The sequence below is a fragment of the Agrococcus jejuensis genome (assembly GCF_900099705.1).
Classification (GTDB): domain Bacteria; phylum Actinomycetota; class Actinomycetes; order Actinomycetales; family Microbacteriaceae; genus Agrococcus; species Agrococcus jejuensis.
In genome coordinates, this window is the sequence record NZ_LT629695.1 from 2,436,877 (window position 1) to 2,452,812 (window position 15,936).

The following is a 15,936-nucleotide window of genomic DNA, read 5'->3' on the forward strand; positions in this document are numbered from 1 at the left end:
GGCGGCCGGCCTCAGTCCTCGCGGTCGCGGGCTGCGCGGCCCGACGTGCCGTCGTCGAGGTGCACGGTGCGCGGTCCGGGCACGGTGTCGACGAAGCCCGTGACGTCCTGTCCCTCGTCGAACGAGGCCGCCTTGCGGCGGAAGCCGCGGGTGATGACGGCGAGGTAGACGACGCCGAGGCCCGTCCAGATGAGGCCGCCGAGCAGCGCGTGCCCGTCGAGGTTCACCCACAGCAGGCCCGTGAGCAGCATGCCGATCGCCGGCATGACGATGTAGTGGAAGACGTCGCGCGGCGTGCGGCGTCGGCCCTTGCGGATCGCGAACCACGCGATGACCGACACGTTCACGAACGTGAAGGCCACGAGGGCGCCGTAGTTGATGTACGCGGCGATCTGCTCGAGCGTGAAGGCGATGGCGAGCAGGCTCACGAGGCCCGTGAGCACGACGGCGAAGAGCGGCGTGCGCGTCCTCGGGTGCACGAAGCCGAAGAAGGGCCTCGGCAGCACGTTGTTGCGGCCCATGACGAGCAGCATGCGTGAGACGGATGCGTGCGACGCGAGCCACGAGGCGAGGGTCGCGGCGAAGCCGGCGGCGGTGAGCACGGCCTGCAGCACGGGGCCGCCGACCTGCACGCCGATCTCGGGCAGCGTCGAGTCCTCGATCGCCGCCTGCGGGAAGACCGACGAGTCGGGGAAGCGCAGCTGCGTGACGTAGGAGGCGATGAGGAAGATCGCGCCGCCCGCGACGACCGTGAGCACGATGGCGCGCGGCATGATCCTGGGCGTCTTCGCCTCCTCGGCGTACATCGTGACGGCGTCGAAGCCGATGAACGAGAAGCAGACGATCGTGGCGCCGGCGAGCACGGCGCCGAACGCGACGCCGTCGTGGCCGAACGGCTCGATCGACACGACGGTGCCGGCTCCGGCGCCACCGGCGAGCTGCGCGACGACCATGACGACGAACACCGTCATGACGACGATCGAGAACACGAGCAGGATCATGTTGACGTTCGACGTGCCGCGCATCGTGAGCGCGATGACGCCCGTCACGAGCGCCGTGAACACGACGACCCAGATCCAGCCGGGAACGTCGGGGAAGAGCGCCTCGAGGTAGCTGCGCAGGATGAGCGCGTTCACCATCGGCAGCAGCATGTAGTCGATGAGCGCCGTCCAGCCGACGACGAAGCCGACGTTCGGGTGGATCGACTCGCGCGCGTACGTGTACGCCGAGCCTGCGCTGGGGATGGCGCCGACCATCTTGCCGTAGCTGATGGCCGTGAAGACCATGACGATGAGCGCGACGGCGTAGGCGGCGGGCACGACGTTGGCGGTGCCCTCGGCGACGAGCCCGAAGGTGTCGAAGACCACGGTCGGCGTCATGTAGCCGAGGCCGAGGCCGACGATCGCGATGAGGCCGAGCGAGCGGGCGAGCGTCGCCTGCCCTGCGGGGGCTGCGGATGCGGTGGTCACGGGTGGCCTCCTCGGTGCGGTGGAGCGCGGGTGCCGATCCTGCGTCGGTCGGGACGGCCGGTGCAGGTGCGTGGCTCGACCGTACGCCGCCGTGGCCCGCATCCGCCTGCGCGACGCGTGCTCGGCACGTGCACGGTGGAGTCCGGGTGACGCCGGGTGGCCTGCGTCACAGAGCGATGGCGCGCATGTCCGCGACCGTAGACTGAGGATTCGCCCAACCACCAGGAGTCTTCGTGAGCCTCATCGTGCAGAAGTACGGCGGCTCGAGCGTCGCCGACGCCGAGAGCATCAAGCGCGTCGCGAAGCGCATCGTCGAGACGCGCAAGCGCGGCGTCGACGTCGTCGTGGTCGTGTCGGCCATGGGCGACACGACCGACGAGCTGCTCGACCTCGCGCACGAGGTCGTGCCGGGCCTCCCGGCCCACGGCCGCGAGCTCGACATGCTGCTCACCGCCGGCGAGCGCATCTCGATGGCGCTGCTCGCCATGGCCATCAAGTCCATGGGTGCCGAGGCGCTGTCGTTCACGGGCAGCCAGGCCGGCATGCTCACGGATGCGACGCACGGCTCGGCCCGCATCGTCGCCGTGACGCCCGGCCGCGTCCGCGACGCGCTCGACGACGGCAAGATCGTCATCGTGCAGGGCTTCGCCGGCTTCAACAAGGTCACGGGCGACATCACGACCCTCGGCCGCGGCGGCTCGGACACGAGCGCCGTCGCCCTCGCCGCGGCGCTCGACGCCGACGTCTGCGAGATCTACACCGACGTCGACGGCGTCTTCACGACCGATCCCCGCATCGTGCCCCGCGCCCGCAAGGTCGACCGGATCACGAGCGAGGAGATGCTCGAGCTCGCGTCGGCAGGCGCGAAGGTGCTGCACATCCGCAGCGTCGAGTACGCGCGCCGTCACGGCGTGACCCTGCATGTGCGCTCCTCGTTCACGAACCAGGAGGGCACGATCGTCTACGACCCCGAGAAGGAGGGGACGATGGAAGAGGCACAGATCGTCGGCGTCGCGAGCGACCTCGGCGAGGCCAAGATCACGATCGTCGGCGTGCCCGACGTGCCCGGCACGGCGGCGCGCATCTTCACGATCGTGGCGGAGGCCGACGCGAACGTCGACATGATCGTGCAGAACGTGTCCGCCGCGGCCACGGGTCGCACCGACATCACGTTCACGCTGCCCAAGGAGGACGCAGCCCGCGCGATCGAGGCCCTCGAGGCCGCGCGCGAGGACGTCGGCTTCGAGCAGGTGCTGCACGACGACCAGATCGGCAAGCTCGCGCTCGTCGGTGCCGGCATGCGCACGAACGTCGGCGTCTCGGCGAAGCTGTTCCGCGCGCTGTCCGACGCGGGCATCAACCTCGAGCTCATCTCGACGAGCGAGATCCGCATCTCGGTCGTCACGAGCGCCGACCAGCTGCACGACGCCGTGCGCGTCGTGCACTCCGCGTTCGGCCTCGACGCCGACGTGGATGCGGTCGTGCACGCGGGGACGGGCCGATGAGCCTGCGGCTGGGCATCGTCGGTGCGACGGGCCAGGTCGGCGGCAAGGTCATCGAGCTGCTCGAGCAGCGCGGCGTCGCGTACGACGAGCTGCGCCTGTTCGCCTCGGCGCGCTCCGCAGGATCGCAGCTCACGGTGAACGGCGTGGCCGTCACGGTCGAGGATGCGGCGGTCGCCGATCCCACGGGGCTCGACGTCGCGATCTTCTCGGCGGGCGCGACGACGTCGCGCGCGCAGGCCGAGCGCTTCGCCGCGGCCGGCGTCACGGTCGTCGACAACTCGTCGGCGTGGCGCATGGACCCCGAGGTGCCGCTCGTCGTCTCCGAGGTGAACCCGCACGCGCTCGACGAGATCCCCAAGGGCATCGTCGCGAACCCGAACTGCACGACGATGGCGGCGATGCCGGTGCTGAAGCCGCTCGACGCCGAGGCCGGGCTCACGCGTCTCACGGTCGCGACGTACCAGGCCGTGTCGGGCTCGGGCCTGTCGGGCGTCCAGGAGCTGCTCGGTCAGCTGCAGGCCGCCGTGGCGCAGCACCCCGAGCGCCTGACGCACGACGGCAGCGCGCTCGACCTGCCCGCGCCGAGCAACTACGTCGCGCCCATCGCGATGAACGTGCTGCCGCTCGCGGGCTCGATCGTCGACGACGGCGAGGGCGAGACCGACGAGGAGAAGAAGCTGCGCAACGAGTCGCGCAAGATCCTCGAGCTGCCCGGCCTGCTCGTCGCGGGCACGTGCGTGCGCGTGCCGGTGTTCACGGGCCACTCGCTGTCGATCCACGCCGAGTTCGACCGGCCGATCAGCCCCGAGCGCGCCCGCGAGCTGCTCGCCGACGCCGCGGGCGTCGTGCTGGCCGACGTGCCGACGCCGCAGGATGCAGCGGGCACCGACCCGACGATCGTCGGCCGCATCCGCGCCGACCAGTCGGCGCCGGAGGGCAAGGGCCTCGTGCTCTTCCTCTCGAGCGACAACCTGCGCAAGGGCGCCGCGCTCAACGCGCTGCAGATCGCCGAGCTGCTCGCAGCCCGCATCGCCGCCTAGCGACCACGAGCGAAGGGGCGGGACCGTGCTGGTCCCGCCCCTTCGTCGTGCCGTGCGGCCCTACGGCTGCTCGGGCGTCGGCTCATCGCCGCCGCGCAGGTCGTCGACCTTGTCCTCGACCCACTCGCGCGCGTCCTGCGCCCGCTCGCCCAGGCTCTCGCCCACGTCGTGCGCGCGCTCTCCCACGTCGCCGGCGATGTCCTTCGCCGTGTCGGTCACGTCGCCCGCGACGTCCTTCGCGCGCTCCGCGACGTCCTCGGCCACGTCCTTCGCCTTCTCGCCGATGTCGCCGGCGGTGTCCTTGACCCATTCCGCGGCGTCGCCGATCCTGTCCTTCGCGTCGTCGAGGAATCCCATGTCGACGCCCCCTCTCCTCGTGGTGGTCCGACCCTACGCGCGTGCGGCCCGCGCGTCACGGGTCGGTCGCCGCGTGACGCGTGGAGCGCACGCGCGCGGGTAGCATGGATGCCGATGAAGACGATCGACGTGGCCCTGATCGGTGGTGGGATCATGAGCGCCACGCTCGGCGCTCTGCTCCAGAGGCTCGAGCCCGACTGGAGCATCGAGGTCTTCGAGCGACTCTCGGAGGTCGCGCAGGAGTCCTCGAACCCCTGGAACAACGCGGGCACGGGCCACGCGGCCCTCTGCGAGCTCAACTACACGCCCGAGGCGGCGGACGGCACGATCTCGCCCGCCAAGGCCGTCGACATCAACGAGCAGTTCCAGGTGTCGCGCCAGCTGTGGTCGACGCTCGTCGAGGACGGCTTCCTGCCCGACCCGAGCCAGTTCATCTCGGCGACGCCGCACATGAGCTTCGTGTGGGGCGAGGAGAACGTCGACTACCTGCGCCGCCGCTACGAGGCGCTCAAGGACGAGCCGCTCTTCGAGGGCATGGAGTTCTCGACCGACGTGCGCGTGATCCGCGAGTGGGCGCCGCTGCTCATCCCCGGCCGCCGCAAGGACCAGCCGATCGCGGCGACGCGCATCACGTCGGGCACCGACGTCGACTTCGGCGCGCTCTCGCGCCTGCTCTTCGAGGGCATCGAGCGCGGCGGCGCACGCATCCGCACCGGCAAGACCGTCGAGAACCTCTCGCGCGGCAAGGACGGCATCTGGACGATCCGCCTGCGCGACGAGGTGGGCCGCACTCCCTCGCGCGTCCGCGCGCGCTTCGTGTTCGTCGGCGCCGGCGGCGGCGCCCTGCACCTGCTGCAGCGGTCGGGCATCCCCGAGGCCCACGGCTTCGGCGGCTTCCCCATCACGGGCGAGTTCCTGCGCACCGACGACCCCGCGATCGTCGAGCGCCACCTGGCGAAGGTCTACGGCAAGGCGAGCGTCGGCGCTCCGCCCATGTCGGTGCCGCACCTCGACACGCGCGTCGTCGACGGCCAGACGAGCCTGCTGTTCGGCCCGTACGCGGGCTTCAGCCCCAAGTACCTGAAGACGGGCTCGAACCTCGACCTCCTCTCGTCGATCCGGCTGCACAACCTGTACCCGATGATCCGGGCGGGCCTCGCGAACCTCGGCCTCGTGAAGTACCTCTTCGGCGAGGTGCTCTCGACGAAGGCGAAGCAGATGGAGGCGCTGCGCGAGTTCGTGCCGAACGCGAAGAGCGCCGACTGGCGGCTCATCACGGCCGGCCAGCGCGTGCAGGTGATGAAGAAGGATGCCCAGAAGGGCGGCGTGCTGCAGTTCGGCACCGAGATCGTCACGGGCGCCGACGGCACGATCGCGGGCCTGCTGGGCGCCTCGCCCGGTGCGTCGACGGCCGCGCCGATCATGCTCACGATCCTCGAGCGCTGCTTCCCCGACCGCTTCCACGGGTGGCGCGGCGAGATCGAGCGGCTCGTGCCGTCGTTCGGCACGAGGCTCAACGACGACCGCGAGGCGGCGCGTGCGAGCATCGCGCGCACGGCCGGCGTGCTGCGTCTCGACGGCGTCGCGGAGTCGGCCGTCGACGCATCCTCGACTCCCGATGTCACCCCTGCCTGACGCAGCAGACGCGTGAGGCGTCTGAAGCGGCGCGGAATCGTTGCGCCGCGAGCGTGTCGATGCACGGGTTCGCGCGTCCTGCGCTCTATTGTGGATAACTTCTGACGCTTGCTCAGTTACCTGGGGTACGATCCCCACATGGCAACGGACGCGACGAGGACTCGGGGACAGATCACCCTCGGGATCATCGACGACTTCGCGATCCTGCTGGAGTCGCTCCGCGTCTGGCTGGAGCGGAACGCGCCGGATCTCGACGTCGTCGTGTGCGCCTCGACCTTCCGCGAGTTCGCGATGGACACGTCGTTCCCGCCCGACGTGACGCTCATCGGCGAGCTGCGGCACGAGTCCACCACGATCGCCTCGCGCATCAAGGCGTGCGTCGCAGCGGGCTCGCAGGTGGTCATCGTCGCCGACGACCGCTCGGTCGACCACCACCAGGCCCTGCAGGCCGGCGCCGCCGAGGCGCTGCCGCGCAAGACGCCGATGCTCGAGATCGTGCAGGCCATCCGCCGCGCGAGCCAGCGTCAGGTGCCCGTCGTGCGCCGTGCGGCGCCGCTCGAGCGCCCGCGGCTCAGCCCGGGCGAGCGCCAGGCCCTCACGTACTACGTGCAGGGCTACTCCACGCAGCAGGTCGCCACGGCCATGAACGTGAAGTACGAGACCGCCAAGACCTTCCTGCGCCGCGTGCGGCAGAAGTACGCCGCCGTCGACCGTGCGGCAGGCAAGCGCGCCGACCTCATCGTGCGCGCGACGGAGGACGGCATCCTCTAGCCTGGTTGCTCGTGGCCAAGCTCTACTTCCGCTACGGGGCGATGAACTCGGGCAAGTCGACGGCGCTGCTGCAGGCGGCCTTCAACTACGAGGAGCGCGGTCAGCGCGTGCTGCTCGCGAAGCCCGCGACCGACACCAAGGGCGACGGCGCGATCGTGTCGCGCCTCGGGGTGACGCGGGACGCGGACTTCTGCGTCGCGCCCGACGACTCGATGCTCGCCGCGTTCGTGCACGCGGCCGGCGGCGACCCCGGCGGCGACCACGTGGCGTGCCTGCTCGTGGACGAGGCGCAGTTCCTCGGCTCCGAGCAGGTCGACGACCTGCTGCGCATCGCGGTGCTGCACGACGTGCCCGTGCTCGCGTACGGCATCCGCACCGACTTCCGCACGCACGCCTTCCCCGGCTCGGCGCGGCTCATGGAGATCGCCCACTCGCTCGAGGAGCTGAAGACGATCTGCCGCTGCGGCCGCAAGGCGCTCTTCAACGGGCGGCGCGTGGGGGACCGGTTCGTGTTCGAGGGCGACCAGGTGGCGATCGACGGCGCTGCCGTCGCCTACGAGTCGCTGTGCGCCACGTGCTACCTGCGCGAGTCGGGCGGCGCGCTCGCCTGAGCCCGCGCCGCGAGGAGACCGGGTTCCCCGCAGGACGGCCGGACGCGAAGAAGCCCCCTCCGATGGAGGGGGCTTCTGCGTGTGGTCGGGGTGACAGGATTTGAACCTGCGGCCTCGTCGTCCCGAACGACGCGCGCTACCAAGCTGCGCCACACCCCGGTGCTGCCGCTTCCGCAGCAACCTGTCCATGCTAGCCGATGCGACGGGCCTCCAGCGACACGAGCACGGCCTCGGGCGGCGTGCCGAGCCGGAACGGGGCGTAGATCGACGTGCCGATGCCCTGCGACACCTGCAGCGCGGCCTCGGCGGCGCCGTGACGCCACGTCGACAGGCCAGACGCCTGGTCGAGCGGCACGTCGCAGTTCGCGACGAGGGCGTGGCCGCCGGGGATGCGCACCTGACCGCCGTGCGTGTGGCCGGCGAACACGACGTCGGCCCCCTCGTCGACGAGCGCGTCGAGGATGCGGCGGTACGGCGCGTGCGTGACGCCGATGGCGACGGGGCCGCGCGTGCCTGCGGACCAGTCCGCCTGCTCGCGCAGCACGCCGAGCGCGTCGCGCATGGCGTCGACGCGATCCCAGCCGTGGTGGGCGTCGTGCGTGCCGAAGAGCTCGAGGCGCGTGCCCGCGAGCTCGAGCGCCCGCGCGCGGTCGTTGAGGTCGAGCCAGCCCAGGTCGGCGTAGACGGCCTCGAGCGCGGCGGTGTCGAGGTCGGGCTCGCGGTGCGCGGCCCGCTTCGACGAGGGCCCGAGGAAGTACTTGAGCGGATTCTTCAGCACGGGGCCGAAGAGGTCGTTCGAGCCGTGCACGAAGACGCCGGGGATGCCCCGCAGCGGCTCGAGCGAGTCGGCGAGCGTCGGGACGGCGTCGCGGTGGCCCAGCGCATCGCCCGTGGAGATCACGAGGTCGGGCTCGAGCGCCGCGAGCGATCGCAGCCAGGCGACCTTGCCGTGCTGCCACGGCGCGAGGTGCTGGTCGGCGAGGTGCAGCACGCGCAGCGTCGCGCTGCCGGGCGGCAGGACGCGCAGCGTCTCGTGTCGCACGCGGAACGCCGTGCGCTCGACGAGCGTCGCGTAGGCGGCCGTCACGGCGCCGACGCCGACGAGCGCGCCCACGGCGATGCCGAGGGCGCGCCCGGGAGCGTCAGCAGCCAGGATCCTGCCCGTCGCGCTGGGCGCCGACGACGATCGACACCGGCGACGACGTTGGGCCGTTCGTGCCCGGATCGGGGTTCTGGTCGAGCACCTGGCAACGTTGGCCGTTGCCGGCCTGGGCCCACGTGATCTGCAGGTTCGCGGGGTCGAACCCGGCGGCGGTCATCGACGATCTCGCATCGCCGAGCGACTGCCCCTCGAGATCGGGGATCGCCGAGTCCGGTGGCGCGTACTGCGAGCCATCGCTGATCAGCAGCGTCACCGACGTCTCGGGCAGCACGAGCGAGCCGGCGCCCGGCGACGTGTACTCGACGCGGCCGGCCTCCTGCGCGCCCGCGACCGTCGAGCCGACGACCACCGAGAAGCCGGCGCCCTCGAGCGTCGCACGCGCCTCGTCGGGCGTCATCGAGGCCACGTTGGGCAGCGCGACGGCGTTGCCCTGCAGCGTCTCGGCGTCGGGCTGCAGGAACTGGCCACCGGGGTAGCGCTCGAGGGCCGAGGCCATGACGCCCGTGAAGACCGACGATCTGACGTTCCACATCGCTCTGCCGCCGAGGCCGAAGATGCCGACCTGGCCGCGGATGTTGCCGACCCAGACGCTCGTCGCGACCGTCGAGGAGGCGCCGTTGACCCAGGTCTGCACGACGTTGTCGTTCGTGCCCGTCTTCGAGATGACGGGGGCCGAGCCCGGCGGGTTGTTCAGCGGGTTGCGGTTCGTGACCTCCTGCAGCACGAACTGCATGACCGAGGCGACCTCGGGCGTGATGGCCTGCTCGCAGTCCTGCGCCGGCGGCTGCAGCTCGGTGCCGTCGCGGGCGACGATGCGGTCGATCGCGATGGGCTCGCAGTGCACGCCGCCGTTGGCGATCGTCTGGAAGGCCTCCGCCATGCCCATGGGCGTGACGTTCGTCGAGCCACCGATGAGGGCCGAGGCGCCGATGTCGCCGCGGTCGATGTACCGCTGGTCGAGGAACGAGCCGCCCTCGGCAGGCGTCGTGCCCATCGACTCGGCCGTCTCGAGCACGTCGCACACGTCGAGGCGCGTGCCCATCTCGATCGTGCCCGTGTTGAGCGAGTTCACGAAGATGTCGGTCACGGTCGAGCGGCTCGAGTTGAGGCCCTCGTTGTTCTGCGGGTCGAAGCGCGACGGACCCACGCAGGTCGGCACGGTGCGCTCGTGGCGCGACGTGTCGAGCGACGTGTTCACCGAGTAGCCGGCCTGGATCCACGCCGCGAGCGTGAAGATCTTGAAGCCGGAGCCCGGCTGGAAGCCGTTGCCGCCGCCGTACTCGGGGCCGACGTTGAAGTTGATGCCCGTCTCGGTGAGGGGATCGTGCGCCTCGGTGTCGTCGTAGTCCTTGTTCTGGGCCATCGCCAGCACCCTGCCGGTCGACACCTCCAGCATCGTCACGGCGCCGCCGTACTCGAGGCGCGTCTCGTTGTTCGGCACGTACTCGTCGAGCGTGGCCTGCACCTCCTCGTTCAGGCCGACGTCGATCGACGTGAAGATCGACATGCCGCCGAGGGCGAGGGTGCGGGTGGCGGCCTCGCGGTCGCCGCCGAGGATGTACGAGCCGTCTGCCTGCGGATTCTGCAGCAGCTCGGTCACGTAGTCGCAGAAGAAGCCCGTGGAGCCGTAGTACGACGCGATGCAGCCGTTCTGCGCGGGCTGGATGTTCATGTACGCCTCGTCGACGGGCGTCGCGACGGCCTCGTCGTGCTGCTCCTGCGTGATGTAGCCCACGTCGAGCATCGCGTCGATGATGTAGTTGCGACGCACCTCGTTGCGCTCGTAGTTGTCGGGCGAGAAGAGGTTGAGCGTCGACGGGTTCTGCACGATCGTCATGATCGACGCGGCCTGCGCGATCGAGAGCTGGCTCGCATCGATGCCGAAGTAGCGCTGCGCCGCGGCCTGGATGCCGTACGTCGCGTTGCCGAAGTTCGCGATGTTCAGGTACGCCGCGAGGATCTCGTTCTTCGTGTAGCGCTGCTCGAGGCCGATCGCGAACCGCATCTCCTGCAGCTTGCGACCGTACGAGTCGGTCGTCTGGTCGGCGCACAGCTCGGGGTCGTAGCGCTCGTCGGTCTCGGGGTCGACGATCTGGCACGCCACCTCGACGATCTGCTGGCGCACGAGCTGCATCGTGAGGCTCGACGCGCCACCCGATCCGCCCGTGACCTGGCCGAGCGCCGCACGCGCGATCGACGGGGCGTCGACGCCGCCGTGGTCGTAGAAGCGGCGGTCCTCGCCGGCGATGGCGGCGAGCGGTGCCCACTGGCCGGCCTGCGACAGGGTGATGATCTCGCGGTTCTGGCTGTAGAACTCCGCGATCGGCACGGCGTTGCCGTCGAGCGTGCCGTAGATCGTCGAGACCTCCGACTGCTCGTCGATCTGCGCGAACTCCGGCAGGTTCTCGAAGATGTCGAGCCCGCTGTTCGCGGTGCTGGACGCGACGGCGACGGCGGGGGTGACGGTGGCGCTCACGAGGAGGCCGGCGACGACCGAGAAGCCGATCAGGCCGAGGAGGCTCCCGAGCAGGGAGCCCGGCGCGTGCTTGGCAGACGTACGGGCTGGCATGCTAGCGAGGGTACGGCACCCATCTATGAACGCCCGCGAGGCGAGGAGGCCCCATGACGACCTGGGAGTACGCGACGACACCGCTCCTCATCCACAAGGAGACGGCGATCCTCAACAACTGGGGCGCCGACGGATGGGAGCTCGTGCACATCGCCATGGGCGCCGAGGGCGGTCTCATCGCCTTCCTGAAGCGGCCGAAGGCGTGAGCGTCGCCGCTCGCCTGACCGAGCTCGGGCTCTCGCTCCCCGCCGTCGCAGCCCCCGTCGCGGCCTACGTGCCCGCCGTCGTCTCCGGCAACCTCGTCTTCACGTCGGGCCAGCTGCCCTTCGTCGACGGCGCACTGCCCGCCGCAGGCAAGGTCGGCGCCGAGGTGTCGGCCGAGGATGCCAAGGGCTACGCGGCCACGTGCATCCTCAACGCCCTCGCGGCCGTCGAGGCGCAGATCGGCTCGCTCGACCGCGTGACGCGCATCGTGAAGGTCACGGGCTTCGTGGCGAGCGCCTCCGGATTCTCGGGCCAGCCGGGCGTCGTGAACGGCGCCTCGGAGCTGCTCGGCGAGATCCTGGGCGACGCGGGCGTGCACGCCCGCTCGGCCGTGGGCGTCGCGGAGCTGCCGCTGAACGCGCCGGTCGAGATCGAGCTCATCGCCGAGTTCGCCTAGCCACCAAGAGTTGAGGGTTTCGGCCCGATGTGACCTCACATCGGGCCGAAACCCTCAACTGTCTCGTCAGCGGAGCTGCGAGCGGATCGCCTCCACGACGCCCTGGTCGGCCAGGGTCGTCGTGTCGCCGAGGTCGCGGCCCTCTGCCAGGTCGCGCAGCAGACGGCGCATGATCTTGCCGGAGCGCGTCTTCGGCAGGTCGGGCACGATGAACACCTGCCGGGGCCTCGCGATCTTGCCGATGTCGGTGCCGACGTGCTCGCGCAGCGTCGCCTCCGACTCCTCGACGCTCTGCGCATCCGCGAACCGCGCCTTGAGGATGACGAAGGCCACGACCGCCTGCCCGGTCGTCTCGTCGGATGCGCCGACGACGGCCGCCTCGGCCGTCGACTCGTGCGCCACGAGCGACGACTCGATCTCGGCCGTCGACAGGCGGTGGCCGGACACGTTCATGACGTCGTCGACGCGGCCGAGCAGCCAGATGTCGCCGTCGTCGTCCTTGCGCGCGCCATCGCCCGCGAAGTAGCGGTCGCCGAACTTCTCCCAGTACGTCTCGCGGTACCGGTCGTCGTCGCCCCAGATCGTGCGCAGCATCGACGGCCACGGCTCGGTGACGACGAGCAGGCCGCCCGAGCCGTCGGTGACGGGCGTGCCGGCGTCGTCGACGACGTCGATCGCGATGCCGGGCAGCGGCACCTGCGCGCTGCCGGGCTTCAGCGCGGTGACGCCGGGCAGGGGAGCGATCATCATCGCGCCCGTCTCGGTCTGCCACCACGTGTCGACGATCGGCGTGAGGTTCGAGCCCACGACCTCGCGGTACCACATCCACGCCTCGGGGTTGATGGGCTCACCCACCGTGCCGAGCACGCGCAGGCTCGACAGGTCCGACGACTGCACGTGCTGACGGCCGAGCTTCATGAACGTGCGGATGGCCGTCGGCGCCGTGTAGAAGATCGTGACGCCGTAGCGCTCGATCAGCTCCCACGGGCGCTCGGGGCCGGGGGTGTCCATCGTGCCCTCGTAGAGCACCTGCGTCGCGCCGTTCGCGAGCGGCCCGTAGACGACGTAGGAGTGGCCCGTGATCCAGCCGACGTCGGCCGTGCACCAGTACACGTCGGTCTCGGGGTGCAGGTCGAACACCGTGCGGTGCGTGAACGCCGCCTGCGTCAGGTAGCCGCCCGACGTGTGCAGGATGCCCTTCGGCTTCCCCGTCGACCCCGACGTGTAGAGGATGAAGAGGGGGTGCTCGGCGTCGAAGCCCTGCGCCTCGTGGTCGGCCTCCACCTCGGCCATCGCCTCGTGGTACCAGCGGTCGCGGCCCTCGAACCACTCCACCTCGTTCTCGCCGCGGCGCACCACGAGCACGCCGGACACGTCGTGGCCGGGCTCGCGCAGCGCGTCGTCGACGACGGGCTTGAGCGGGAAGACCTTGCCCTTGCGCCACGTGCCGTCGGCCGTGATCACGAACGTCGCCTTCGCGTCGTCGATGCGCATGCGCAGGTTGGATGCGCTGAAGCCGCCGAACACGACGGAGTGGATGGCGCCGATGCGCGCGCACGCGAGCATGGCGGCGACGGCCTCGGGCAGCATCGGCAGGTAGATGGCGACGCGATCGCCGTCCCCCACGCCGTGGGCGCGCAGCACGTTCGCGAGGCGCTTGACCTCGTCGGTGAGCTCGGCGTACGTGATGGTGCGCTGGTCGCCGGGCTCGCCCTCCCAGTGCAGGGCGACGCGGTCGCCGAGGCCCGCCTCGACGTGGCGGTCGAGGCAGTTGTAGGCGACGTTCAGCTGCCCGTCGGCGAACCACCGCGCGTGGGGCGGCTGCCAGTCGAGCACCTCCGTGAAGTCGCGGTGCCAGTGCAGGTCGCGGGCCCGGTCCGCCCAGAAGCCGAGGCGGTCGGCGTCGGCCTCCCGGTAGATCCCCTCGTCGGCGATGGCCTGGGCGCGGAACGCGTCGCTCGGCGCGAACGTGCGCTGCTCCGCGTCGGCGAGATGCGTGAGGTGGTCGGTCATGTCGGGTGCTCCCTTGCATCTGGACGTGACCTTCCGACCCTATGCGACGCCCGAGACGGCTCGGTTGCGAACGGTTGCGGGCTGTGGGCAGGCACGGGCTCGCGGAGTATGCTCCGGAACTGTCGATCCCGTGTCGACACGGCAGGCCTGCGTCGGATTCCCCCGATCCGTGCGCCTGCGGCGGCGCCCGTTCCCCCCAATGGGCGCCGCCTTCCATGTGCGCGCACGCTCCTGCGGGTTCCACAGGCCGGGCTCCTCCACAGATCGCGTGCGTGGCGCGTGCGGCGCGAGGGATGCGCGGCAGCATCCTCGGCATGGCTGGCATCCCGTTCGTCGCAGGGCAGGTCGCGTCGGGGCGGGCGCGCTCGGGCGCCGCGCGGCTCGGCACGGGCGGTGCGCCCATGCACGAGTTCGGCGAGCTCGCGGCGCTCGTCGGCGAGGAGGCCGTGACCGACGTGTTCGTCGCCGCCGGGCGCGCATGGGTCGATCGAGGAGGCGGGGCGACGCCGACGGCGCTCGTGCTCGACGAGGCGCGCGTGCGCGCGCTCGCGGTCGAGCTCGTCGCCGCCGGCGGACGACATGTCGACGAGGCGTCGCCGTGCGTCGACGTGCGGCTGCACGACGGCATCCGCGTGCACGTGGCGCTGCCGCCCGTCGCCGTCGACGGCACGCAGCTGTCGATCCGCCTGCCGCGGGCCGAGCGGCTCGACCTCGACGCGCTCGAGGCATCCGGCGCCTTCGCGCTCGTGCCGCGCGACCGCGTCGACGCGCTCGTCGATCGGCGGGCGAACGTGCTCGTGACGGGCGCGGGCGGCTCGGGCAAGACGACGCTGCTCGCGGCGATGCTGTCCGCTGCGGCGCCCGGCGAGCGCATCGTGACGATCGAGGACGTCGCGGAGCTGCGCATCCGCCACGACCACGTGGTGGCGCTGCAGACGCGGCAGGCGAACCTCGAGGGTGCCGGCGAGGTCGACCTCGCGCGGCTCGTGCGCGAGGCGCTGCGCATGCGGCCCGATCGGCTCGTGCTCGGCGAGTGCCGCGGCGCCGAGATCCGCGAGCTGCTCGCGGCGCTCAACACGGGCCACGACGGGGGAGCGGGCACGCTGCACGCCAACGCGCTCGCCGACGTGCCCGCACGGCTCGAGGCGCTCGGTGCGCTCGCCAGCCTGTCGCCCGCCGCGCTCGCCCGGCAGGCGGTGAGCGCGTTCGACGCCGTGCTGCACGTCGAGCGCACGCCGCACGGCCGACGCATCGCGGCCCTCGGCGCGCTCGCGATCCAGGGCGACCGGCTGGAGGTCGTGGATGCGCAGCGCTGACCTCGAGGCGGTCGCGACGCACGTGCAGCGCGTCGCGGCGGTGACGGCGGGCGGCGTGCCGCTGCATGCGGCGTGGGGCTACGTGGGCGTCGACCGCGCGACGCGCGAGCCCGCGCACGCCGAGGCGTGGCGGCTGTGCGACGCGGCGCTCGACGTCGCGGCCGAGTCGGGTGCGCCGGTCGCGGGCGTGCTCGCGAGGCTCGCCGGCACGCTGCGCGACCGGGCCGCGAGCCTGCGCGCCGTCGACGTCGCGCTCGCTGCGCCCCGCTCCACGGCGAAGGTCGTCGCGGCGCTGCCGCTCGTGGGCATCGGCTTCGGCATGCTGCTCGGGATGGATCCCGTCGGCGCGCTGCTCGGCTCGCCCATCGGGCTCGCGGCGCTCGCGGCCGGGCTCGCGCTCGGCGGCGCCGCGTGGGTGTGGACGCGGCGCATCGTCCGCGCCGCGTCCGCAGGCTCTCCGACGGCGGGGCTCGAGCTCGAGCTCGTCGCCGTCGCGCTCGCGGGCGGCGTCGGGGTGGATCGGGCGCGGGCGATCGTGGCGTCGGCGCTCGGCACGCACGCGGTCGTCGGCGTCGACGGGGAGGCGATCGACGAGACGCTGCGCATCGCGCAGGCCGCGGGCGTGCCCGCCGTCGGCCTGCTGCAGGCGGAGGCCGACGCGGCGCGCGTACGCGAGCGGCTCGCGGGGCAGGAGCGGGCCGAGCGCGCATCCGTGCGCCTCGTCGTGCCACTGGGCGTGTGCGTGCTGCCCGCGTTCGGGCTGCTCGCGATCGTGCCGCTCGTGCTCACGATGCTCGCGCAGGCGATCGTGCCGATCGCGTGAGCCG

General features: G+C 71.7%; 13 protein-coding genes, 1 tRNA gene and 1 pseudogene. 9 read left to right on the plus strand and 6 right to left on the minus strand.

The window, feature by feature from the left end:
- Window positions 1–11 precede the first annotated feature (11 nt).
- Window positions 12–1,379, minus strand: coding sequence for an APC family permease (locus tag BLQ67_RS11510; RefSeq protein WP_092506914.1), 1,368 nt, complete (start codon window positions 1,377–1,379; stop codon window positions 12–14).
- A 323-nt stretch (window positions 1,380–1,702) separates the two neighbouring features.
- Here BLQ67_RS11510 and BLQ67_RS11515 point away from each other — a divergent pair, with 323 nt between their 5' ends.
- Both BLQ67_RS11515 and BLQ67_RS11520 read left to right on the plus strand, forming a co-directional pair.
- Window positions 1,703–2,974 carry an aspartate kinase gene (locus BLQ67_RS11515; protein ID WP_092505199.1) on the plus strand — a complete coding sequence of 424 codons (1,272 nt, stop codon included), beginning with the start codon at window positions 1,703–1,705 and terminating at the stop codon, window positions 2,972–2,974.
- On the plus strand, window positions 2,971–4,014 hold the full coding sequence (locus BLQ67_RS11520) for an aspartate-semialdehyde dehydrogenase (protein WP_092505201.1): 1,044 nt from the start codon (window positions 2,971–2,973) through the stop codon (window positions 4,012–4,014). Before BLQ67_RS11515 ends, BLQ67_RS11520 begins: the two co-directional genes overlap by 4 nt.
- A gap of 60 nt (window positions 4,015–4,074) precedes the next feature.
- Here BLQ67_RS11520 and BLQ67_RS11525 read toward each other — a convergent pair whose 3' ends face one another.
- Window positions 4,075–4,371 (minus strand): YtxH domain-containing protein, encoded by a 297-nt coding sequence (locus BLQ67_RS11525; protein ID WP_092505203.1) that lies wholly within the window; start codon window positions 4,369–4,371, stop codon window positions 4,075–4,077.
- 84 nt (window positions 4,372–4,455) lie between these two features.
- Between BLQ67_RS11525 and BLQ67_RS11530 the strand changes: the two are divergent.
- The 3 genes and pseudogenes from BLQ67_RS11530 to BLQ67_RS11540 form a co-directional block, all read left to right on the plus strand.
- Window positions 4,456–6,006 (plus strand): annotated as a pseudogene (locus BLQ67_RS11530) (malate:quinone oxidoreductase); the annotation flags it as partial.
- A 138-nt stretch (window positions 6,007–6,144) separates the two neighbouring features.
- Window positions 6,145–6,777: a sigma factor-like helix-turn-helix DNA-binding protein gene (locus BLQ67_RS11535; RefSeq protein WP_092505207.1), complete on the plus strand. Its 633-nt coding sequence runs from the start codon at window positions 6,145–6,147 to the stop codon at window positions 6,775–6,777.
- Between the two features lie 11 nt (window positions 6,778–6,788).
- The gene (locus tag BLQ67_RS11540; RefSeq protein ID WP_092505209.1) at window positions 6,789–7,388 is read left to right on the plus strand and encodes a thymidine kinase; all 600 of its coding nucleotides are present in this window, start codon (window positions 6,789–6,791) and stop codon (window positions 7,386–7,388) included.
- An 82-nt stretch (window positions 7,389–7,470) separates the two neighbouring features.
- Here BLQ67_RS11540 and BLQ67_RS11545 read toward each other — a convergent pair.
- The 3 genes from BLQ67_RS11545 to BLQ67_RS11555 form a co-directional block, all read right to left on the minus strand.
- A tRNA-Pro gene (locus BLQ67_RS11545) sits at window positions 7,471–7,547 on the minus strand.
- 31 nt (window positions 7,548–7,578) lie between these two features.
- A complete protein-coding gene (locus BLQ67_RS11550; protein ID WP_231945034.1) occupies window positions 7,579–8,502 on the minus strand; it encodes a metallophosphoesterase in 924 nt (307 codons plus the stop codon).
- A 28-nt stretch (window positions 8,503–8,530) separates the two neighbouring features.
- The gene (locus tag BLQ67_RS11555; protein WP_092505213.1) at window positions 8,531–11,119 is read right to left on the minus strand and encodes a transglycosylase domain-containing protein; all 2,589 of its coding nucleotides are present in this window, start codon (window positions 11,117–11,119) and stop codon (window positions 8,531–8,533) included.
- Between the two features lie 53 nt (window positions 11,120–11,172).
- On the opposite strand from BLQ67_RS11555, the gene BLQ67_RS16625 reads away from it, so the two are divergent.
- Together BLQ67_RS16625 and BLQ67_RS11560 are read left to right on the plus strand one after the other, a co-directional pair.
- On the plus strand, window positions 11,173–11,325 hold the full coding sequence (locus BLQ67_RS16625; protein WP_172802310.1) for a hypothetical protein: 153 nt from the start codon (window positions 11,173–11,175) through the stop codon (window positions 11,323–11,325).
- Window positions 11,322–11,780: a RidA family protein gene (locus BLQ67_RS11560; protein WP_231945035.1), complete on the plus strand. Its 459-nt coding sequence runs from the start codon at window positions 11,322–11,324 to the stop codon at window positions 11,778–11,780. Before BLQ67_RS16625 ends, BLQ67_RS11560 begins: the two co-directional genes overlap by 4 nt.
- Before the next feature lie 66 nt (window positions 11,781–11,846).
- On the opposite strand, the gene acs is transcribed toward BLQ67_RS11560, so the two are convergent.
- The gene (gene acs, locus BLQ67_RS11565) at window positions 11,847–13,793 is read right to left on the minus strand and encodes an acetate--CoA ligase (RefSeq protein WP_092505216.1); all 1,947 of its coding nucleotides are present in this window, start codon (window positions 13,791–13,793) and stop codon (window positions 11,847–11,849) included.
- A gap of 314 nt (window positions 13,794–14,107) precedes the next feature.
- Between acs and BLQ67_RS11570 the strand changes: the two genes are divergently transcribed.
- Window positions 14,108–15,109, plus strand: a complete 1,002-nt coding sequence (locus BLQ67_RS11570; RefSeq protein ID WP_092505218.1) for a TadA family conjugal transfer-associated ATPase — start codon at window positions 14,108–14,110, stop codon at window positions 15,107–15,109.
- Complete coding sequence (locus BLQ67_RS11575; RefSeq protein ID WP_092505220.1) at window positions 15,096–15,932, plus strand: hypothetical protein; 837 nt, start codon at window positions 15,096–15,098, stop codon at window positions 15,930–15,932. Before BLQ67_RS11570 ends, BLQ67_RS11575 begins: the two co-directional genes overlap by 14 nt.
- Window positions 15,933–15,936: the final 4 nt, after the last annotated feature.